Source organism: Hydrogenobaculum sp. (assembly GCF_049967395.1).
In the GTDB taxonomy this organism is placed as follows: Bacteria; Aquificota; Aquificia; order Aquificales; family Aquificaceae; genus Hydrogenobaculum.
The window spans coordinates 1-16,494 of record NZ_JBMFST010000010.1 but is presented as its reverse complement, the minus strand read 5'-3'; the positions used below and the strand labels follow the sequence as shown (position 1 = coordinate 16,494).

General features: G+C 35.5%; 17 protein-coding genes. 14 read left to right on the top strand and 3 right to left on the bottom strand.

The features are described 5' to 3' along the window. The first annotated feature begins 1 nt into the window (after position 1). The 14 genes from ACP5S8_RS02585 (at position 2) to ACP5S8_RS02520 (ending at position 14,330) form a co-directional block, all read left to right on the top strand. Positions 2-781 carry an NUDIX domain-containing protein gene (locus tag ACP5S8_RS02585; protein ID WP_461872138.1) on the top strand — a complete coding sequence of 260 codons (780 nt, stop codon included), beginning with the start codon at positions 2-4 and terminating at the stop codon, positions 779-781. A gap of 36 nt (positions 782-817) precedes the next feature. Next, positions 818-1,570: an energy transducer TonB gene (locus ACP5S8_RS02580; RefSeq protein WP_461875576.1), complete on the top strand. Its 753-nt coding sequence runs from the start codon at positions 818-820 to the stop codon at positions 1,568-1,570. Positions 1,571-1,573: 3 nt separating this feature from the next. Beyond that, positions 1,574-2,176, top strand: a complete 603-nt coding sequence (hpf, locus tag ACP5S8_RS02575) for a ribosome hibernation-promoting factor, HPF/YfiA family (protein WP_461875575.1) — start codon at positions 1,574-1,576, stop codon at positions 2,174-2,176. A gap of 2 nt (positions 2,177-2,178) precedes the next feature. After that, positions 2,179-3,681 carry a protein translocase subunit SecD gene (secD, locus tag ACP5S8_RS02570; RefSeq protein ID WP_461870964.1) on the top strand — a complete coding sequence of 501 codons (1,503 nt, stop codon included), beginning with the start codon at positions 2,179-2,181 and terminating at the stop codon, positions 3,679-3,681. Further along, positions 3,678-4,478, top strand: a complete 801-nt coding sequence (locus ACP5S8_RS02565) for a prepilin peptidase (protein WP_461875574.1) — start codon at positions 3,678-3,680, stop codon at positions 4,476-4,478. The genes secD and ACP5S8_RS02565 overlap by 4 nt, the downstream gene beginning before the upstream one ends. Beyond that, complete coding sequence (locus tag ACP5S8_RS02560) at positions 4,469-4,747, top strand: twin-arginine translocase TatA/TatE family subunit (RefSeq protein WP_461870962.1); 279 nt, start codon at positions 4,469-4,471, stop codon at positions 4,745-4,747. The genes ACP5S8_RS02565 and ACP5S8_RS02560 overlap by 10 nt, the downstream gene beginning before the upstream one ends. Further along, the gene (tatC, locus tag ACP5S8_RS02555) at positions 4,710-5,432 is read left to right on the top strand and encodes a twin-arginine translocase subunit TatC (protein WP_461875587.1); all 723 of its coding nucleotides are present in this window, start codon (positions 4,710-4,712) and stop codon (positions 5,430-5,432) included. The genes ACP5S8_RS02560 and tatC overlap by 38 nt, the downstream gene beginning before the upstream one ends. Before the next feature lie 82 nt (positions 5,433-5,514). After that, positions 5,515-7,179, top strand: a complete 1,665-nt coding sequence (gene carB / locus ACP5S8_RS02550) for a carbamoyl-phosphate synthase large subunit (RefSeq protein ID WP_461875573.1) — start codon at positions 5,515-5,517, stop codon at positions 7,177-7,179. 44 nt (positions 7,180-7,223) lie between these two features. Then, positions 7,224-7,505, top strand: a complete 282-nt coding sequence (rpsT, locus tag ACP5S8_RS02545) for a 30S ribosomal protein S20 (protein WP_461870960.1) — start codon at positions 7,224-7,226, stop codon at positions 7,503-7,505. Further along, complete coding sequence (locus ACP5S8_RS02540; protein ID WP_461870959.1) at positions 7,492-8,073, top strand: tetratricopeptide repeat protein; 582 nt, start codon at positions 7,492-7,494, stop codon at positions 8,071-8,073. The genes rpsT and ACP5S8_RS02540 overlap by 14 nt, the downstream gene beginning before the upstream one ends. Beyond that, entirely contained in the window at positions 8,070-8,771 is a 702-nt protein-coding gene (purC, locus tag ACP5S8_RS02535) for a phosphoribosylaminoimidazolesuccinocarboxamide synthase (RefSeq protein ID WP_461875572.1), read from the top strand. The genes ACP5S8_RS02540 and purC overlap by 4 nt, the downstream gene beginning before the upstream one ends. A gap of 343 nt (positions 8,772-9,114) precedes the next feature. After that, a complete protein-coding gene (locus ACP5S8_RS02530) occupies positions 9,115-10,704 on the top strand; it encodes a proton-conducting transporter transmembrane domain-containing protein (RefSeq protein ID WP_461875571.1) in 1,590 nt (529 codons plus the stop codon). A gap of 12 nt (positions 10,705-10,716) precedes the next feature. Then, a complete protein-coding gene (locus tag ACP5S8_RS02525) occupies positions 10,717-11,445 on the top strand; it encodes a hypothetical protein (RefSeq protein ID WP_461870981.1) in 729 nt (242 codons plus the stop codon). Further along, the gene (locus tag ACP5S8_RS02520; RefSeq protein WP_461875570.1) at positions 11,442-14,330 is read left to right on the top strand and encodes a DUF2309 domain-containing protein; all 2,889 of its coding nucleotides are present in this window, start codon (positions 11,442-11,444) and stop codon (positions 14,328-14,330) included. Before ACP5S8_RS02525 ends, ACP5S8_RS02520 begins: the two co-directional genes overlap by 4 nt. Before the next feature lie 105 nt (positions 14,331-14,435). Here the strand turns inward: ACP5S8_RS02520 and ACP5S8_RS02515 are convergent, their stop codons facing one another. The 3 genes from ACP5S8_RS02515 to ACP5S8_RS02505 form a co-directional block, all read right to left on the bottom strand. Further along, positions 14,436-14,636, bottom strand: coding sequence for a hypothetical protein (locus ACP5S8_RS02515; protein ID WP_461870983.1), 201 nt, complete (start codon positions 14,634-14,636; stop codon positions 14,436-14,438). 86 nt (positions 14,637-14,722) lie between these two features. Continuing rightward, positions 14,723-15,967: an adenylosuccinate synthase gene (locus ACP5S8_RS02510; protein ID WP_461875569.1), complete on the bottom strand. Its 1,245-nt coding sequence runs from the start codon at positions 15,965-15,967 to the stop codon at positions 14,723-14,725. Between the two features lie 152 nt (positions 15,968-16,119). After that, positions 16,120-16,494, bottom strand: a 375-nt coding sequence (locus ACP5S8_RS02505; RefSeq protein WP_461875568.1) for a transposase, incomplete at its 5' end; no start/stop codon positions are given.

The following is a 16,494-nucleotide window of genomic DNA, read 5'->3' as shown; positions in this document are numbered from 1 at the left end:
AATGGATTTAGACAAGATAAAGTTTATAGGTTTTTCAAATAAAAAGTTAAACAAATTTATAGACAAATCAAATTACATTTTTTGGGATTGGATAAATAGGTTAAAAGCCGAATATAAACTTCAGTATATAAAAATATACGGAAAAGACGCCGTATATTTTGGAAAAGAGTTTGGAAGGGCTCAGGTGTTTGTAAAGTTTGAAAACCTTTATAGGGGTATAATAACCCTCCGCAAAAAAGCGGTGGCAGTAGGTGTCTTTGCATTTTCTGATGATATATATCAATTAAACGTAAAACAGTTTAGATATCCTATTTTAGACGAAGCGGAAGAAATAGTGGCAGGTCTTATAGACGCTATAAAATACAACGATTTAGAAAAATCCATAGAAGAAACTATAAAAAAAGAGGTTGTAGAAGAGCTTGGCATAGAACCAACATGGCATATATACAAAAGCTTGATGAAATCAAAAGCTATTTTTATAAAATCCTTGTATCCAACCATAGGAGATTCTTCTGAAGAAGTATTTTTGTATGTCTTATTTTTAAAAACCAAAAAAGAAGAGCTAGAACATCTTTGCAAAAAAGAAGCTGGCAACAAAGAAGAAAACGAATATACAAAGGTTTTATGCATAAAAGGCATAGAAAATATCTTAAAAAGAGATTACATAGACGCCAAAAGCTTTATAGTACAACTTTGGTTAAAAACCAAATACTTGGAATTCAAGCAATCTTCTTTTTCTAATTTTGAAGATTTTATTGAAAACTTGTATAAACAAAACTAATAAATTAAATACCTATCATATGCTAAGATATTTAGTATGGATTTAAAGCAAGAAACCCAAGAAGTACCGTTTTTTTTGGTATCTATACTGATAAACATATTTTTGTTTTCTGGTTTAGCTATGCTTTTCACCATGAGACCACTTCTAAGCCAATATCAAAATCCGCCTGTCAACGTACAACTGATAAATCCACCAAAAGAAGTACCAACCCCACCAAAACCTATAAAACTTCAAAAATTTCATATGAAAAGAAGTTATTCTAAGCCCTTAAGCCCTGCAAAAGGCTACAAACCCTCAATCGGCACCCATCATTTGCAAACAAGCGCATTGAGGCCAAAGCAGGTTTTTCAAAAAGGAGATATAAAAATACCCGTAGTACATCATCCACCGAAAGCACCGCCAAAAAACGTCAGCGTATTGTCATCTTTGGAAAAAGAAATTGAAGCCCAGAGAAAACAAGCTCAAGCAGATATAGAAGGAGCAATAAAACAGGTGGGAAATTTAAGCGCCACTATAAGCTCAAGAGGGTCTTACCTTCATGAGGGTTCTAGGAAGCTCATATACACACCGCCGGCTCCTATTATAAGAGCAGGTGAGTTTCCAGCGCCTGTGGTTTTAAGGATTTTTGTATCACCTTCTGGTTATGTCACTAGGGTTATTATCATCAAAAGAAGTGGTATAGCATACGTAGATAGAGAAGTGGTAAACTACGTAAGAAGGTTTAGATTTGAACCTATAAATGGACCGGTAGAAAGTGGTACAATTACTATCAACTTTAAAGGAGGTTAAGCTATGCAAATTGAGTTTATCGGTAAGCACTTTGAAATCACAGAACACCTAAGGGCTTTTGTAGAGACAAAGCTATCAAAGTTTAGGAGGCTTTTAAGAGAAACTGGTGAGGACCAAACAGAAGTAGTAGTAACAATATCAAGCGCCAGAGCAAAACACACCGACGACAACATAAACAAAACTTCTATCTTCAGAGTAGACATAGACATATACATAAAAAGCAACGGCGGTGGTGCAGTGCACGCTTGGGAAGAGGACAAAGACGTATACACAGCTATAGATAGGGTAATAGATGAAATAGAACGTCAACTTTTAAAACTAAAAGAAAGAAGACTCAACTATCGTCGTAAAAGCTCAAAAACAAAAGAAGAAATGAGGGAAATACCGCTAGAGCAACTTGAAGAAGAGCAAGAGGCCAAAACGTTTGTAATAGAAGAAACTTTTTCAGTGGAAAAGCCTATGAGCGTTGAAGATGCTATCTTAGAACTAACCGAAAACCATATGGTATTTTTACCTTTTATGGATACAAAAGACGGTAAGATAAAAATTTTGTACAGAAAACGTTCAGACAGTTTTGGTGTTATTGACTTAGGTTGTAAAGGATAAGTATGCCAAAGAATATTTTTGTTAACATTCTTATAGGAGCTTTTATCATAATAGGCTCTTTGCTGGTGGTGGCTTTCAAACCGGTAAACCTTGGCCTTGACTTGAAAGGGGGTATAAGCATGGTCTTAGCTCCCGATGTGGACAAAGTTATAAAAGAAGAGTATGAAAACACGGCCTCTGATATATCAAAACTTTTCTTGAAAAATCATATAAACGTGCTGGATGTTACACCTTCTCAAGACGGCATATACATAGACTTATTAAATGCATCAGATTACAGCAAAGTTTATGAGCTTTTAAAGAAATACTACACAAACAGAATAGATGTTTCCAAAGTATCACCTCTTAAAGTTAAAGTTACATTTAGCTCTATCTATCTTAGTCAGATAAAAGAAAATGTTATAACCCAAACGGTGGAAGTGTTAAGAAGAAGGGTAGACCAGCTTGGTGTAGTACAACCTGTAATTACAAAATTAGGTAATTCAAAAGTTATGGTGGAACTGCCCGGCGTTATGGACCTAGAAAGGGCCAAAAAAGTCCTTGGGAAAACTGCCCAGCTTGAACTTATGGAAGTAGTGGACGCCTCGCCTTCTTTAGACGCTTTGCAAAAAGAGTTAAAACCAGATGAAAAAATATTGCCATCAAAAGATGGGCACGAATGGTATTTGGTAAAGAAAAAACCCATAATAACAGGGGCTGATTTAAAAACCGCTTACGAGAGCACGGATAGTTTTAACAACCCAGCAGTTAGCTTTGAGCTAAACTCTAAGGGTGCCGAGATATTTGGTAATTTTACCCAAAGTCATATAGGTAAAAGGCTCGCTATAGTCCTTGACAACAGAGTAATGTCTGCTCCAGTTATTCGATCAAGGATATCTGACCAAGGACAAATAACTGGTAATTTTACACCAGACCAAGTAAGAGACTTAGCGGCTATTTTAAGGGCCGGTGCTTTACCTACAACGCTTCATATACTTCAAGACGCCGTCGTAGGACCTACTTTGGGAAAAGCAGCCATAAAACAAAGCATCTATGCCGGCTTAGCGTCGTTTTTATTTGTGGTGCTTTTGATAATAGCAAGGTATAAGACTGCAGGGGTCACAGCCACTATAGCAATAATAATGAATGGACTTCTTCTGTGGGCTGGGCTAGTACTTTTGGGAGCTACGCTAACATTACCAGGCATTGCAGGTATTATACTCAATATGGGTATAGCGGTAGACTCAAACGTCCTAATATTTGAACGTATAAAAGAAGAAATAGCAAGGGGCAACACGCTAAGAAAGGCTATAGAATATGGCTATAAGAGAGTGCTTAGCGCTGTTTACGATACGCACGCGACACTTTTGGTGGCGGCTTTGATACTTTTCCAGTTTAGCAGCGGTCCGGTAAAAGGCTTTGCCACCACACTCACCATAGGTACCATAGCCTCTTTCTTGTCAAACGTATATTACTCAAAAGTTATGATAGATATTTTAGCCAAATTAAGAATGCTTAAAATATGACAATTTTAGTTTTACTCATATCTTTTGTGCTTGGAAGCATTTTTGGAAGTTTATTCAACGTTTTAATATATAGGCTTCCAAGGGGCGAATCTGTAGTTTATCCAAATTCCAGATGCCCTCACTGCGGACACCGCATAAAACCTTACGAAAATATACCGATACTGTCCTACATTTTTCTAAAAGGTAAATGTAGTGCTTGTAAAAACAAAATATCTATCAGATACCCCATCGTAGAAGCTCTTACAGGTTTTTACTTTTCCCTTTGTGTTTATGCTTTTTATATAAAAAATAATCCAGATTTATCTATATTGAATATAAAAGATATTGTCAAAACTATAGAAGCTGTTTTGTTTGGTTCAATCCTCATAGTACAATCTTTTATAGATTTAGACTGGTTTATACTTCTTGATAGCTTTAACTATGGTGGTATTTTGCTTGGACTTTTGTTTTCTTTAACTCCATATGGTTTTGTTGATATTAAAAGCTCTATACTGGGAATTTTATTTGGTGGTTTACTACCGTTTTTAATATACTATATTTATCTTAAGGTAAGAAAGATGGAAGGGCTTGGCATAGGCGATATAAAGCTTTTAGCGATGATAGGAGCTTTTGGCGGAATTTGGATGGTGCTTGGTGCAATGTTTTTTGGTTCGGTTATAGGGCTTTTAGTAAGCATACCTACCATACTTAAAAATAAAAACATGCAATATTATATACCCTTTGGCCCATTTTTGTCTATGGGTGCTATATTGTGGATGTTTTTTGGCAAAGTTATAGAGAGAGTGTTATGGACTTAGGACAAATAATCATAATACTAGTTATAGCGTATATAGTGCTTGGTCCTGAAAAGATGATGGATGTAGCCACAAAGCTAGGAGAATTTACTAGAAAAACCAGAGAGTTCATAGACGAGATAAAAATGCAAGCTTACATAGAAAATGTAAACAAAAAAGTGTTAGAGCTTGAAAAAGAACAAACTAACACCGAGGAAAAGAAAGATGGAGAAGGAACTTCCGAAAGCTCCACTGATGGAGCATCTTCAGGAACTAAGGCAGAGAATACTTAAATCTATAGCAGCTGTACTTATATTTTCTGCTATAAGCTTTTTCTACGCTAAGTATGTTTTTGAGATTTTAAAATATCCAATAGACATATACTATCCCGGTATGAAACTTATAACGTTATCTCCAACGGAACCTCTTTTTATAATGATGGAGATATCTGTAATAGTGGGAATAATTCTTGCTATACCTGTTATCTTATATCAAATATGGAAATTCGTAGAGCCGGCTCTTTACCCAGAAGAAAAAAGGCTCGTTTTTCCTTTGGTGTTCTTTTCTTTGATATTGTTTGTAATGGGAGCTAGTTTCGCATATTTTGCAGTGCTTCCAATGGCTTTAAAATTTCTAATAGGTATAGGTTTTAGCCAGCTTAGGGCAAAACCCATGCTCTCAGCAGAGCTCTATATAAACTTTTTGCTAAAAATGCTTCTTGGTTTTGGTATAGCCTTTGAGATGCCTATTTTTCTTTTTATGCTACAAAGAGCTGGCATAATATCTACAAAACAATTAAAAGCTTTTAGAAAATACTTTATAGTAGTGGCATTTTTTATAGGAGCTTTGATAGCCCCAGATGTTTCCACTCAAATCCTCATGGCCTTACCACTTATAGCCCTTTACGAAATATCTATATTTATAGGTAAATTTGCCGTTAAAAAGCAAAATACTTCAAAGGAGATACAAAAAGCTTAACGGTTATTTAACTTCTTGTTTAAGCCGTGTAAAAATTATACATTAACTATTTCAAATAGCTAGTTTGTAGTATAATAATTTTATGCCAAAAAACACCAACATAAAAAGAATACTAATCTTAGGAGCAGGCCCTATTATCATAGGCCAAGCAGCAGAATTTGATTATTCTGGCACTCAGGCTTGCAAAGCCCTTATGAGAGAAGGCTATGAAGTAATACTTGTAAATTCAAACCCAGCCACTATAATGACCGATGAGCAGTTGGCTACAAAGACTTATATAGAACCGTTGACAGTAGAGGTCTTAGAAGAGATTATAAAAAAAGAACGACCAGATGTCTTACTACCTACTTTAGGAGGACAAACCGCTCTAAACTTAGCAAAAGATTTATACGAGTCTGGTATATTAGAAAAATACGGTGTAGGAATAATAGGTGCAAACTACGAGGCTATAAAAAAAGGCGAGGATAGGGCTCTTTTCGCAAAAGCTATGGAGGAGATAGGCCTAAAAGTACCACCAAACGCAATAGTAAACTCTCTTTCAGAAGGTATGGCTTTTATAAAGGATATAGGTTTTCCAGCTATACTAAGACCGGCTTTTACATTAGGCGGTACAGGTGGTTCTATCGTTTACAACTTAGAAGAGTTTCCTTCAAAATTAAGCGCTGCTTTAGAAGCTTCACCCATACATCAGGTGCTTATAGACAAATCTCTTATAGGCTGGAAGGAGTTTGAGCTTGAAGTCATAAGAGATACAAAAGACAACGTAGTTATAGTATGCTCTATAGAAAACTTTGACCCTATGGGCGTTCATACCGGTGATTCTATAACAGTAGCCCCAGCCCAAACATTGACCGACAAACAATATCAGATGTTAAGGGATGCAAGCCTTGCCATAATAAGAAAAATAGGGGTTGATACAGGTGGCTCAAATATTCAATTTGCAGTAGACCCAAACAGCGACAATTTTTACGTGATAGAGATGAACCCAAGAGTTTCTAGAAGCTCAGCTTTAGCTTCTAAAGCAACCGGTTTTCCGATAGCAAAAGTAGCAGCTCTTTTAGCGGTTGGATACACCCTCGATGAGATAAAAAACGACATTACAAAAAACACTCCTATAAGCTTTGAACCAAGCATTGACTATGTTGTAGTAAAAATACCAAGGTTTGATTTTGCAAAGTTTAAAGAATCAAGCAAAATTCTTGGTACCACAATGAAATCTGTGGGTGAGGTGATGGCTATAGGAAGGACTTTTAAGGAAGCTTTCATGAAAGCCATAAGAAGCTTAGAAACCGACAACCCTTACCTTTTTATGAAAGATTACGAAGCGCTTTCTTACGATGAACTTATAACAAGCATAAGGATACCAACACCAGAACGTATTTTTTATATAAAAGAAGCCTTCATGAGAGGTATATCAATAGATAAAATACATGAAGTAAGCCATATAGATAAGTGGTTTTTACATCAGATAAAAGAACTAGTGGAAGCTTACAAGGAAGATGTACCTTTTGATAAAAACTATGTATTTGAATTGAAAATATTGGGCTTTTCAAATAAAGAAATAGCCAAAAAGTTTAACAAAACAGAAAAAGAGGTAGAAGAACTTTTGGGAGATTTGAGCCCTACTTTTAAAGCGGTGGATACTTGTGCAGGTGAATTTAAAGCTTATACACCTTATTATTACTCTTCTTGGGAGTACCCTTACTATAAAGTAGGACAAGAAGAAGCTATTTTTGACAACGACTAAATTGTTTGTTATAATATAATATTAACTTTTAAAGGAGGTTTTAGATGCCCAACAAGAGACAAGCTGCTAAAAGAGCTAGAAGAGACGAAAGAAGAAGAGAGATAAATGCATTGCATGTATCAAGGATGAAAACTGCCATAAGAAACTTTAAGAAGCTAATACAATCTAAAGATTTAGAAACTGCCAAAGCAAAGCTTCCTTTTGTGGTAAGCATGATACAGCACGCAGCCGCTAAGGGTTCTATACACAAAAACGAAGCGGCCAGAAGAGTTTCAAGAGTCACTCAGCTTTTAAACAAGGCTTTGGCATCCAATGAGCAAAAGTAAGCTTTATACAGCGTTATCGCTTGTTCTGACAGCAATTTTTGTAGCAATAGGTTTTTACTTTCTCAAAAAGCATGAAAAAGAGTACAACGAAGCTGCAAGCTATCAACTGTCAAAAGTAGATGAGCTTTTACAACAAAAAAATTATCAAGGTGCCTTAAATCAAGCTCAATTTGTGGCCACTCATTACAAGAAAAGCCCAATGGCACTTCTAGCGATGTCCTATGAAATAGGTATATCCACGTTAGCAAACTTACCTGTAAACGACGTTGCTTTATCTCAAGATATATCATCTAAGGCAAAAACGTTGCCTGCTAAATTTTTATACGAAGAAAGAGCAGCTTACGGACTATACAAAGAAGGCAAATATCAACAAGCCATAAGCATACTAAACACCATACCAAACAACGCATTCAACAAACCATCCGCCTTGTTGCTAGAAGCCGAGTCTTATGAAAAGCTAAACGACAAAGTCAAAGCTATAACAATTTACAACGAAATACTGAAAACATTCCCAAAAAGTTACTACGCAAACGTAGCCTCTCTTAGAATATCAACACTAGAATCATGAACAAGCTTTATGAAGGCAAGGCTAAGATAGTCTATGAAAATGACGAAGACACTTACATAATAAAGTTTAAAGACGACGTTACCGCTTTTGATGCCATCAAAAAAGACAACATATCTGGTAAAGGACATATAAACTTAGAAATAACATCCTTCATTTTTGAGCTTTTAAAAGCCAAAAACATAAAAACCCATTTTATAAAAAAACTTTCAGAAGATTCGATGCTTGTTTTAAAAGCCAAGCGCTTGGATGTAGAAGTGGTGGTAAGAAACATAGCCGCCGGAAGTCTCTCAAAGAGACTTGGTATAAAAGAAGGAACCCCTTTAAACCCGCCTTTGGTAGAGCTTTTCTACAAATCCGACGAACTTCACGATCCACTCATATGCATAGAACATGTAAAGCTTCTTAATCTTGCCACTGAAGAAGACATAGCATACATGAAACAAACAGCTTTAAAAGTAAACGATATTCTAAAAGAGTTTTTTGACCAACTTGATATAATCCTCGTGGATTTTAAACTGGAATTTGGCAAAACAAAAGACGGAGAAATAATATTAATAGATGAAATATCTCCAGACAGTTGCAGACTTTGGGACAAAAAAACCGGTGAAAAATTAGATAAAGATAGGTTTAGGTTTGATCTCGGCGACCTCAAAGAAGGTTATCTTAAAATCTTAGAGCGTATAAAAGCTAATTTATAGATAAGCTAAGGTCTGAAACAACTTTAACATACTCTGGCAAATTCATGTATTTAGCTCTACAAATACATTTTTAAATTTCCATATCTTAGTTTTTATTTTTGCTGTTTGTTTGTTTATTTTGAAGGTAGTTTTAATTTAAAAGCTTAAATACTTTGTAAGATAAATGTTTTGGATTTTACAATTATAACACGATATATATCATAAAAAATGTTTTATATCAAAAGCGGGCTGCTTAATTTTAAGGGCAAAAGAAGGTTATGACAATGTGATGTATCATATTTAAACTATTGACAAAAAAACTCATCGGTATAGATTTTTACAAACCAAAAAGGAGGTAAAGTCTATGGAAATAGTGGTATCTATACCATTTATTCCGCTCGTTATTGCCGCTTTGATATCCTTTGTGGACGACAAGAGGGCAATACCAAGAATCAGCATGTTCTTCTCAGGGCTTATAGCCATTATAAGCTTGATAGGCACCGCTTACGAGTTTATACTTCATAAGGTGATCGTGGGGTTTTACAACACATTGGTGTTTGATCATTTGGCTTCTATACTGGTACCATACGTGGCTATCATAGGACTAGTTATAAGGAAGTACGCTTCAAACTACATGTGGGACGAAAAAGGTTATAAGAGGTTTTTTATAATACTAAACTTTATTTTTAGCTCCATATACTTTATGATAATGGCAAACAACCTCATTATAATGTTTATAGCTTGGCAAATATTGAGCCTTAGTCTTTACTTCTTGATATCTTTTAGAGTGGAGTCAAAAGATGCAGTAAGGTTTGGCTCTTGGGCTATCACAGTACACAGAATAGGAGACTTCTTTTTCTTGTTAGGGACAATATTAACATACAAAGTGTATCACACGCTTAATTTACAAACACTATACCATATATGGCAAACCAACATAGAACACAATAGCGTTGTAAATACGATAGCTCTTCTATTTGTGGCTTCAGCAATGGCAAAATCGGCCATTATACCCTTTTACTTTTGGCTTCCTTACACTTCAGAAGCTCCAACTCCAGTTTCAGCCTTGATGCACGCTGGTATAGTAAACGCCGGCGGTATACTCTTAAACAAGATAGCCTATCTTTATCTATCTTCCTCTATAGCTCTAAATACAGCGTTTTTCTTCGGAATACTTACTGCGATAGCCGCTTCTGTGGTAATGTTGTCTAAGCCAGATATAAAACGCTCTTTAGGTTATTCTACGGTAGGCCAAATGGGGTACATGATAATGGAGGCTGGTATAGGAGCTTTTAGCGTAGCAATATATCACCTCATAGTACACGGTATATTTAAAGCCTCATTGTTTTTGGAGTCTGGCAACGTAATACATCTTGCCAGAAAAGACCCAAATATACCCAAAAATCTATCTTACAAACTATTTTCAGAAGAAACCGAGGAAAATAGAAAAACCATAGGTGAGATTGTAGCCATATTTACCGTAATACCCATAGTGCTTTTTACCCTGATAGAGTTTTTCATAAATAGAGTGCAGTTTCAATTCCAAGCTGGTATTATATTCTTAGCTTTTGGTTGGCTTACTAGCGCTCAGCTTTTCCTATCGTTTTTTAAGGTTTCTAAAAACACGTCGTTAAAAACAATTCTTGGTCTTATAGTATCTTTCGTATTCATAGTATTAACTTACGAATTTATGGGTACCACCTTTGAAGAATACCTTTATGGACCTAAGTATGTAGAGTTTTACAAAGCGGCTAACCTATCTATACCTTATCTTTTGATCTTGCTTGCTTTACTTATAGGTGTAATAGTCTTTGGTTGGGCTATCATATACTATCAATCTTACAAAGACGCTTCTGGCACAAAGTATGAAAAGCTAAAATGGACTTTCTATAGAATCTTCTCCAGAGGATTTTTCTTGCCAGACGTTCTAATAAGGTATTTTAAACTTCTATAAGGAGGTATGCTTATGTACTACTTAGCTTTGATTTTGATGGGTATTTTGCCGTACTATCTTTTTGGTAAAAATTTCAAGAATTATAGCACGTTGTTCTTAGGGTTGCCTCTTATGGGTCTTTCTATTTATCACTTCGATGACCCTACTACCGCAAGCACCGTTTACAAAGTCCTGGAGCTTATGGCATTTACAACATCTGTGCTTACGTTTTTCTTATCTTACAGGACTTTAAACCTTATAAAACTTAGCTACTACTTTGTATTTGTAAATGTTGTAGCGCTTTTTATCTTTAAAGACAAATGGATGTTTGAACTTTACTTTGGTTCTCTTGTTTTTAGCGCATTTTCTCTTTACCTTGTAGGCTACTATATGGATAAAACCTTTGGCAGCGCCAACATAGACGCTATCACTGGTATCGTGCTAAAAGCTCCAAAACTTGCTTTATTTTTAAGACTTTCTCTTATGAACCTTGGGCTTTATCCTCCTTTTGCAAACGCTTTGATAATGACTTCAAACATAGTAAAAACAAATATAGGCGTAGATGGGTATTTGATAGTATTTTGGCTATTTTTTGCAAACTTTTTTATGGCTTTTAGAATATTGAATAGCTCTTTGTTTGGTAAGCCAAATCAATTGGTGAACTATAAAGACATAGGGCAAGGCTATGTTTTTGTGTTTAGTATTCTGTTTTTAGTGCTAACCGCAGTAGGTTTTTACAGCTTAATGGAGGTGTTGTTATGATAAAAGTAGCTTTTGAAAATGCAGTGAAGCTTATTCCCTATTATTGGCCAATGACAACATTTATATCTAGAAATCCTCTTATGGGTTTTGAGGATATGCCTTTTAGAGAAGGCCTTAAAAAAGCCTCAAAGCTTTTTAAAGCAAAAGTCTACATGCCTTCTTCTTACTACGTAGAACTTTACAAAGACGGTATTATCAAAAAGGATGTTTTCGAAGAAAACTTGTTGGAAGAACTAAGAAAAGTAGGACTTGAAGAATACTTTCAAGAGGCAAAAACTTTTATGGTGGATATAAGCCCATCTTCAGACGAGTATAAAAAAGTACCGAAAGACTTGGAAAAAGATATACTTAAACACGTTAAAAGCAAAGATACCATATCGAAAACGTATTATCAAAAAGGTGTGTTAGGGTTAATAGAAGAACTTTGCGAAGATATGCTTCTTTGCGAGATAGTAGATGCGGTTTTTGACAAAAACTATACAGATATTATAGAAAAAGAGATAGCAGAATTTGTGGCAAGATTTGTGGATGAAGGGCAAACCACTATGTCTATGCCAGAAAGAGAAAGAGGCATGTTTGAAGCTTTTAGACTATACGAGGGTATAAAAGAAACATCAGATGAAGAATCTTTCGTAGAAAAGCATATAAACTTCATAAATCCAAACAACGTCGAAAGGTATATACTAAACCATTTTGTTAAAGATTTTGGTTGGTCATCTTTTATAAAGTATAGAAGTGAAACAGAAGATTACTATTTCCAAATAAAATACCCATCTTCTATGATGGCGTATCTAGCTGTAAGGCTTTATTTTGAACGTAAATACCTCAAAAAAGCCCCAATAAGAAACTTTGACGAGTTTAGGGATTTTGCTTCAAAAAATCCTTACTATGTGGTCTTGAAGCTTTTAAAAGCCAAAAACATGTTGTACCCAAGGTTCTTAGACGACATGGAACTTGGCAAAGATTATAAAGCAATATTTGAAGAGTATCTAAACTACAGAGAAATTCAAAGGGCATCTTTTCTTCAAAATGTAATATACGCTATGAGTCTTTACTACGATAACTTAAAAGCTTTGCTTGAACTTGTTGAGTTTTTAGAAGAGGAAGAGGGTTATATATGGCTTGTATCTTTGGAAGACTCTTACATAAAGGATCTTTCAAAAGAGTTTGTAATGGCAAAAGAAAGAGAATTAAAATCGAACTTAGCCACTGCGATATTTTGTATAGATGTAAGATCAGAGGCCATAAGAAGAAATTTAGAGAGGTTTGGACATTACAACACTTACGGAGTAGCTGGATTTTTTGGTACTCCTATAGCTTTTATAGAGTTTGACAAAGGCCATGAAATATACTCTTGCCCCGTTATTATGAAACCAGAGAAGATAGTCTTAGAACTTCCGAAAGACAATCATAAAGACTATGAACAAAAGAAAAATATAAATTATACTTTTAAGAAGATTTTGGAGTCTCTTAAAAATAACCCATATACACCGTTTTTTATGGTTGAAGCAATGGGATGGCTTTTTGGAATCAATTTGTTTGGTAAAACACTTTTCCCTGGGCTTACCCAAAAGTTAATGAAGAATGTAAAAGCTCAAAAACCAGATACAACATTTACCATAGACAAACTCACTGAACAAGAGATTGAAGAGTATGCAAAAAGATTTTTCGTAGAAAAGATACAAGAAGCCTACCATGAAGCTTATAAGAAAAACTTAAAATACAAAGATGCCCTTGAAATACTAAACGCTATACTAAACGGAAAAACAGCCTCTTTTGATAATAAATTTTTGGAGCTTTTAAAAACCAAATACGCTGTTACAAAAGAAGCTTACGAATTTCAAAAGCAAAAGCTGTCTATGATAGGATACACGTTAGAAGAGCAAGTTAGTTTGGTTTACAACTTTTTAAAACTTATAGGTTTTACCAAAGATTTTCCTAAGTTCGTATTCTTGTTTGGACATGGAAGCACTTGCGACAACAACCCGTTTGAATCTGCCCTTGATTGCGGGGCTTGTGGTGGAAACAACGGGCTTGCAAACGTAAGGGTCTTAGCGAGGATAGCAAATAAAAGGGATGTAAAAGAGGCTCTTGCTCTAAAAGGTATTTTTATACCAGAAGATACCGTGTTTATACCGGGTATCCACGATACCACCACCGACGAATTAGAGCTTTACGATTTAGATTTTGTGCCAGAAACTCATAAAGCATACTTAAACAAAGTTTTAGAAGATTTTAAATTGGCTTCTCAAAAAACAAGAGAAGAAAGGGCAAAGCTGTTGCCTTACGCCGATAACCCAGATAAAATATTTATAAGAGCGATAGATTGGTCTGAGACAAGACCAGAATGGGGACTATCTAAAAACATGGGAGCTTACGTAGGAAAGCGTTCCAGCACTCAAAACTTAGCGCTCAAAAATAGAGTTTTCATGCAATCCTACGATTGGGAGATAGATAAAGATGGTTCTATACTGAAAAACATATTGGCTGGTCCTTATCTCATTGGAGAGTGGATAAACTTAGAATACTATTTCTCCACTACAGATAATGAAAGATTAGGGGCTGGTTCTAAGGTATATCACAACGTAGTGGGGAAAGTCGGTGTTTGGACAGGAAACTACGGCGATTTGCGCACAGGGCTACCTTATCAAACAGTATATGTAGATGGTAAACCATACCACGAACCAATGAGACTTCTTGTGTTTGTAGAAGCTCCTATTGAGAAGGTTATGGAAGCTGCCAAAGATGTCCCAAAAGCCCTCGAGCTTGTATTAAACGAATGGACAAGAGTGATAATAATAGACAAAACCAAAGGAGCTGCTTACACCATAAAGAATAAAGAAGTTATAACGGTGTTTGAGCAAGGTTCAAAGACAACAGCTTAACATCTGTCTTAGGTTTGATGTAAGAGGAGGGGGTAGGGCAGGTGAGTTTTTATTAATTATTTTTTTAAAAGCCCCGAAATCGGGGCTTGGAATTGAGCGACTATATCACTTCTTGTGCTCTACTTTTTTGTGAGCTACTTTCTTATGCCATTTTTTGTGGACTACTCTTCTGTGCCATTTCTTATGCCACTTTTTGTGCACCATCTTCTTGTGCACTGGTTTGTGTTCCATCTTCTTTTCTGCTGCCATCACCATTGGTGATACTGCAAACATACCTGCTAAAAGCATTGATAAGAACTTCTTCATGGGTCTTACCTCCTATAAAAGTTTTGATAGTTTTTAATATAATAAAAAAAAGATGAAAATTTGATGAAAACTAAAACTATTTTATGCTATAGGTATAAGTAATCTTCCCTAGCTGGTCCAGTAGAAAGCATTGATACCTTAGTATTTAAATAATCCTCTATAAACATTATGTAGTCTAAAGCCTCTTTTGGAAGTTTATTTTTATCTTTTGCCGCCTTTGTGTTGGTTTTCCAGCCTTTTAACGTCTTGTAAACAGGCCTTACGTTTTCCATATCTTTTAAAGAAGATGGAAAATCGTCAAAGTTTTCGTAGGCTATGCAGACTTTTATCTCATCAAAGCTATCGAGCACATCCAATTTTGTAATTATTATCTCATCAAAGCCATTTGTATCGCAAGCGTATTTTAAAGCCACTAAATCAAGCCACCCACATCTTCTTGGCCTTCCGGTGGTAGAACCGTACTCATGCCCAAAATCTCTTAAGGCGTTTCCTATCTCGTCTTTTAACTCTGTGGGAAAAGGACCTGCTCCTACCCTTGTAGTATAAGCTTTTGAAACACCAACGAACTTAGCATCGCTAAAATACTTCGGGTGAAGTCCCGTACCGTTTGAAAGACCAAGTGTTGAAGAGTTAGAAGAAGTTACATAAGGATACGTACCTATGTCTATATCTAGCATCACTCCTTGAGCACCTTCAAATATTACGCTTTTTGAAGCCTGTATGATTTTAAAAGTATTTTGAATGTTTTTTTCTATAGGTTTAAAAAGCTTAAAAATATCTTCTGCAACTTCGTTTTTGTTTAGCTCAAACCTTTCGTTGTATACCTTCTCGCATAGTTCTTTTGTAAACTCAAGATTTTCTTCAAGCCTACTGTAAAATATATTTTCATCTTTTAAATCAGTCATTCTTATGCCTTTTCTAGCATACTTCATCATATATGTGGGGCCTATACCCTTTAAAGTTGTGCCTATGTTTGATTTTTTTTCAAAAAGCCTATCTAAAACTTTGTGATATGGAAGTATTACATGAGCTCTGTCGCTTATAAAAAGTCTATTTTGTATATCAAGAGACTCTAAGTCTTTTATCTCTTTGCTTAAAACTTCAAGGTCTATCACCATGCCTTGAGCTATTATACCTTTTGTATGTTTATGTAGTATACCAGTAGGTACAATATGAAGGATATACTTTTGACCATCCACTATAACGGTATGACCTGCGTTGTTTCCACCCTGATACCTTACTGCCGTTTCATAGTCTTTTGATAGTAAATCCACTATCTTACCTTTTCCTTCATCGCCCCACTGAGCACCAACTATAACCAGCTTTTCCATAACCTATACATTATATCAGAAACAAGCTTTATGTTTTATCTGACATGATTATATTGATTAACACATTATGCAAGATTTATGGCGGAGAGGGAGGGATTCGAACCCCCGGTGGGGGACCGTTTCATCAATTGTGTAAACTCTCTTACTAAACATTATTGTATCACTCCTGGATAAAGGATTTCAAGCTGTTTTCTTATAATATCCCAATCTTTTATGGGTTTTATCCACTTGTCTTCTAGCTCTAGGATTACACCGTAAGCAACTTTTAAAAGAGCATCATCGCTTGGAAATACTCTTTTGCTATCGGCTACTTTTCTTATCTTGCTATTTACACTTTCTATAAGGTTCGTAGTACTAAGCATTCTCCTTATCTCATAAGGATATTGATAGAAGGCAAGTATGTATTCTATATCTTTCTCCCAGTCTTTTACAATGTTTGGATATCTATCCTGCCATTTGTCTTTGAAGTTATCAAACTCAAGTATCGCCATATCCTTAGTAGGAGCTTGATATATCTTTTTGAGGTC

Bases quoted from the DNA above. Each gene is read 5' to 3' on its own strand.
- carB (WP_461875573.1), top strand. From the start codon at position 5,515: ATGCCAAAAAACACCAACATAAAAAGAATACTAATCTTAGGAGCAGGC.
- purC (WP_461875572.1), top strand. From the start codon at position 8,070: ATGAACAAGCTTTATGAAGGCAAGGCTAAGATAGTCTATGAAAATGAC.
- rpsT (WP_461870960.1), top strand. From the start codon at position 7,224: ATGCCCAACAAGAGACAAGCTGCTAAAAGAGCTAGAAGAGACGAAAGA.
- ACP5S8_RS02585 (WP_461872138.1), top strand. From the start codon at position 2: ATGGATTTAGACAAGATAAAGTTTATAGGTTTTTCAAATAAAAAGTTA.
- ACP5S8_RS02540 (WP_461870959.1), top strand. From the start codon at position 7,492: ATGAGCAAAAGTAAGCTTTATACAGCGTTATCGCTTGTTCTGACAGCA.
- ACP5S8_RS02520 (WP_461875570.1), top strand. From the start codon at position 11,442: ATGATAAAAGTAGCTTTTGAAAATGCAGTGAAGCTTATTCCCTATTAT.
- secD (WP_461870964.1), top strand. From the start codon at position 2,179: ATGCCAAAGAATATTTTTGTTAACATTCTTATAGGAGCTTTTATCATA.
- ACP5S8_RS02560 (WP_461870962.1), top strand. From the start codon at position 4,469: ATGGACTTAGGACAAATAATCATAATACTAGTTATAGCGTATATAGTG.
- ACP5S8_RS02530 (WP_461875571.1), top strand. From the start codon at position 9,115: ATGGAAATAGTGGTATCTATACCATTTATTCCGCTCGTTATTGCCGCT.
- hpf (WP_461875575.1), top strand. From the start codon at position 1,574: ATGCAAATTGAGTTTATCGGTAAGCACTTTGAAATCACAGAACACCTA.
- ACP5S8_RS02525 (WP_461870981.1), top strand. From the start codon at position 10,717: ATGTACTACTTAGCTTTGATTTTGATGGGTATTTTGCCGTACTATCTT.
- tatC (WP_461875587.1), top strand. From the start codon at position 4,710: ATGGAGCATCTTCAGGAACTAAGGCAGAGAATACTTAAATCTATAGCA.
- ACP5S8_RS02580 (WP_461875576.1), top strand. From the start codon at position 818: ATGGATTTAAAGCAAGAAACCCAAGAAGTACCGTTTTTTTTGGTATCT.
- ACP5S8_RS02565 (WP_461875574.1), top strand. From the start codon at position 3,678: ATGACAATTTTAGTTTTACTCATATCTTTTGTGCTTGGAAGCATTTTT.
- ACP5S8_RS02510 (WP_461875569.1), bottom strand. From the start codon at position 15,967: ATGGAAAAGCTGGTTATAGTTGGTGCTCAGTGGGGCGATGAAGGAAAA.
- ACP5S8_RS02515 (WP_461870983.1), bottom strand. From the start codon at position 14,636: ATGAAGAAGTTCTTATCAATGCTTTTAGCAGGTATGTTTGCAGTATCA.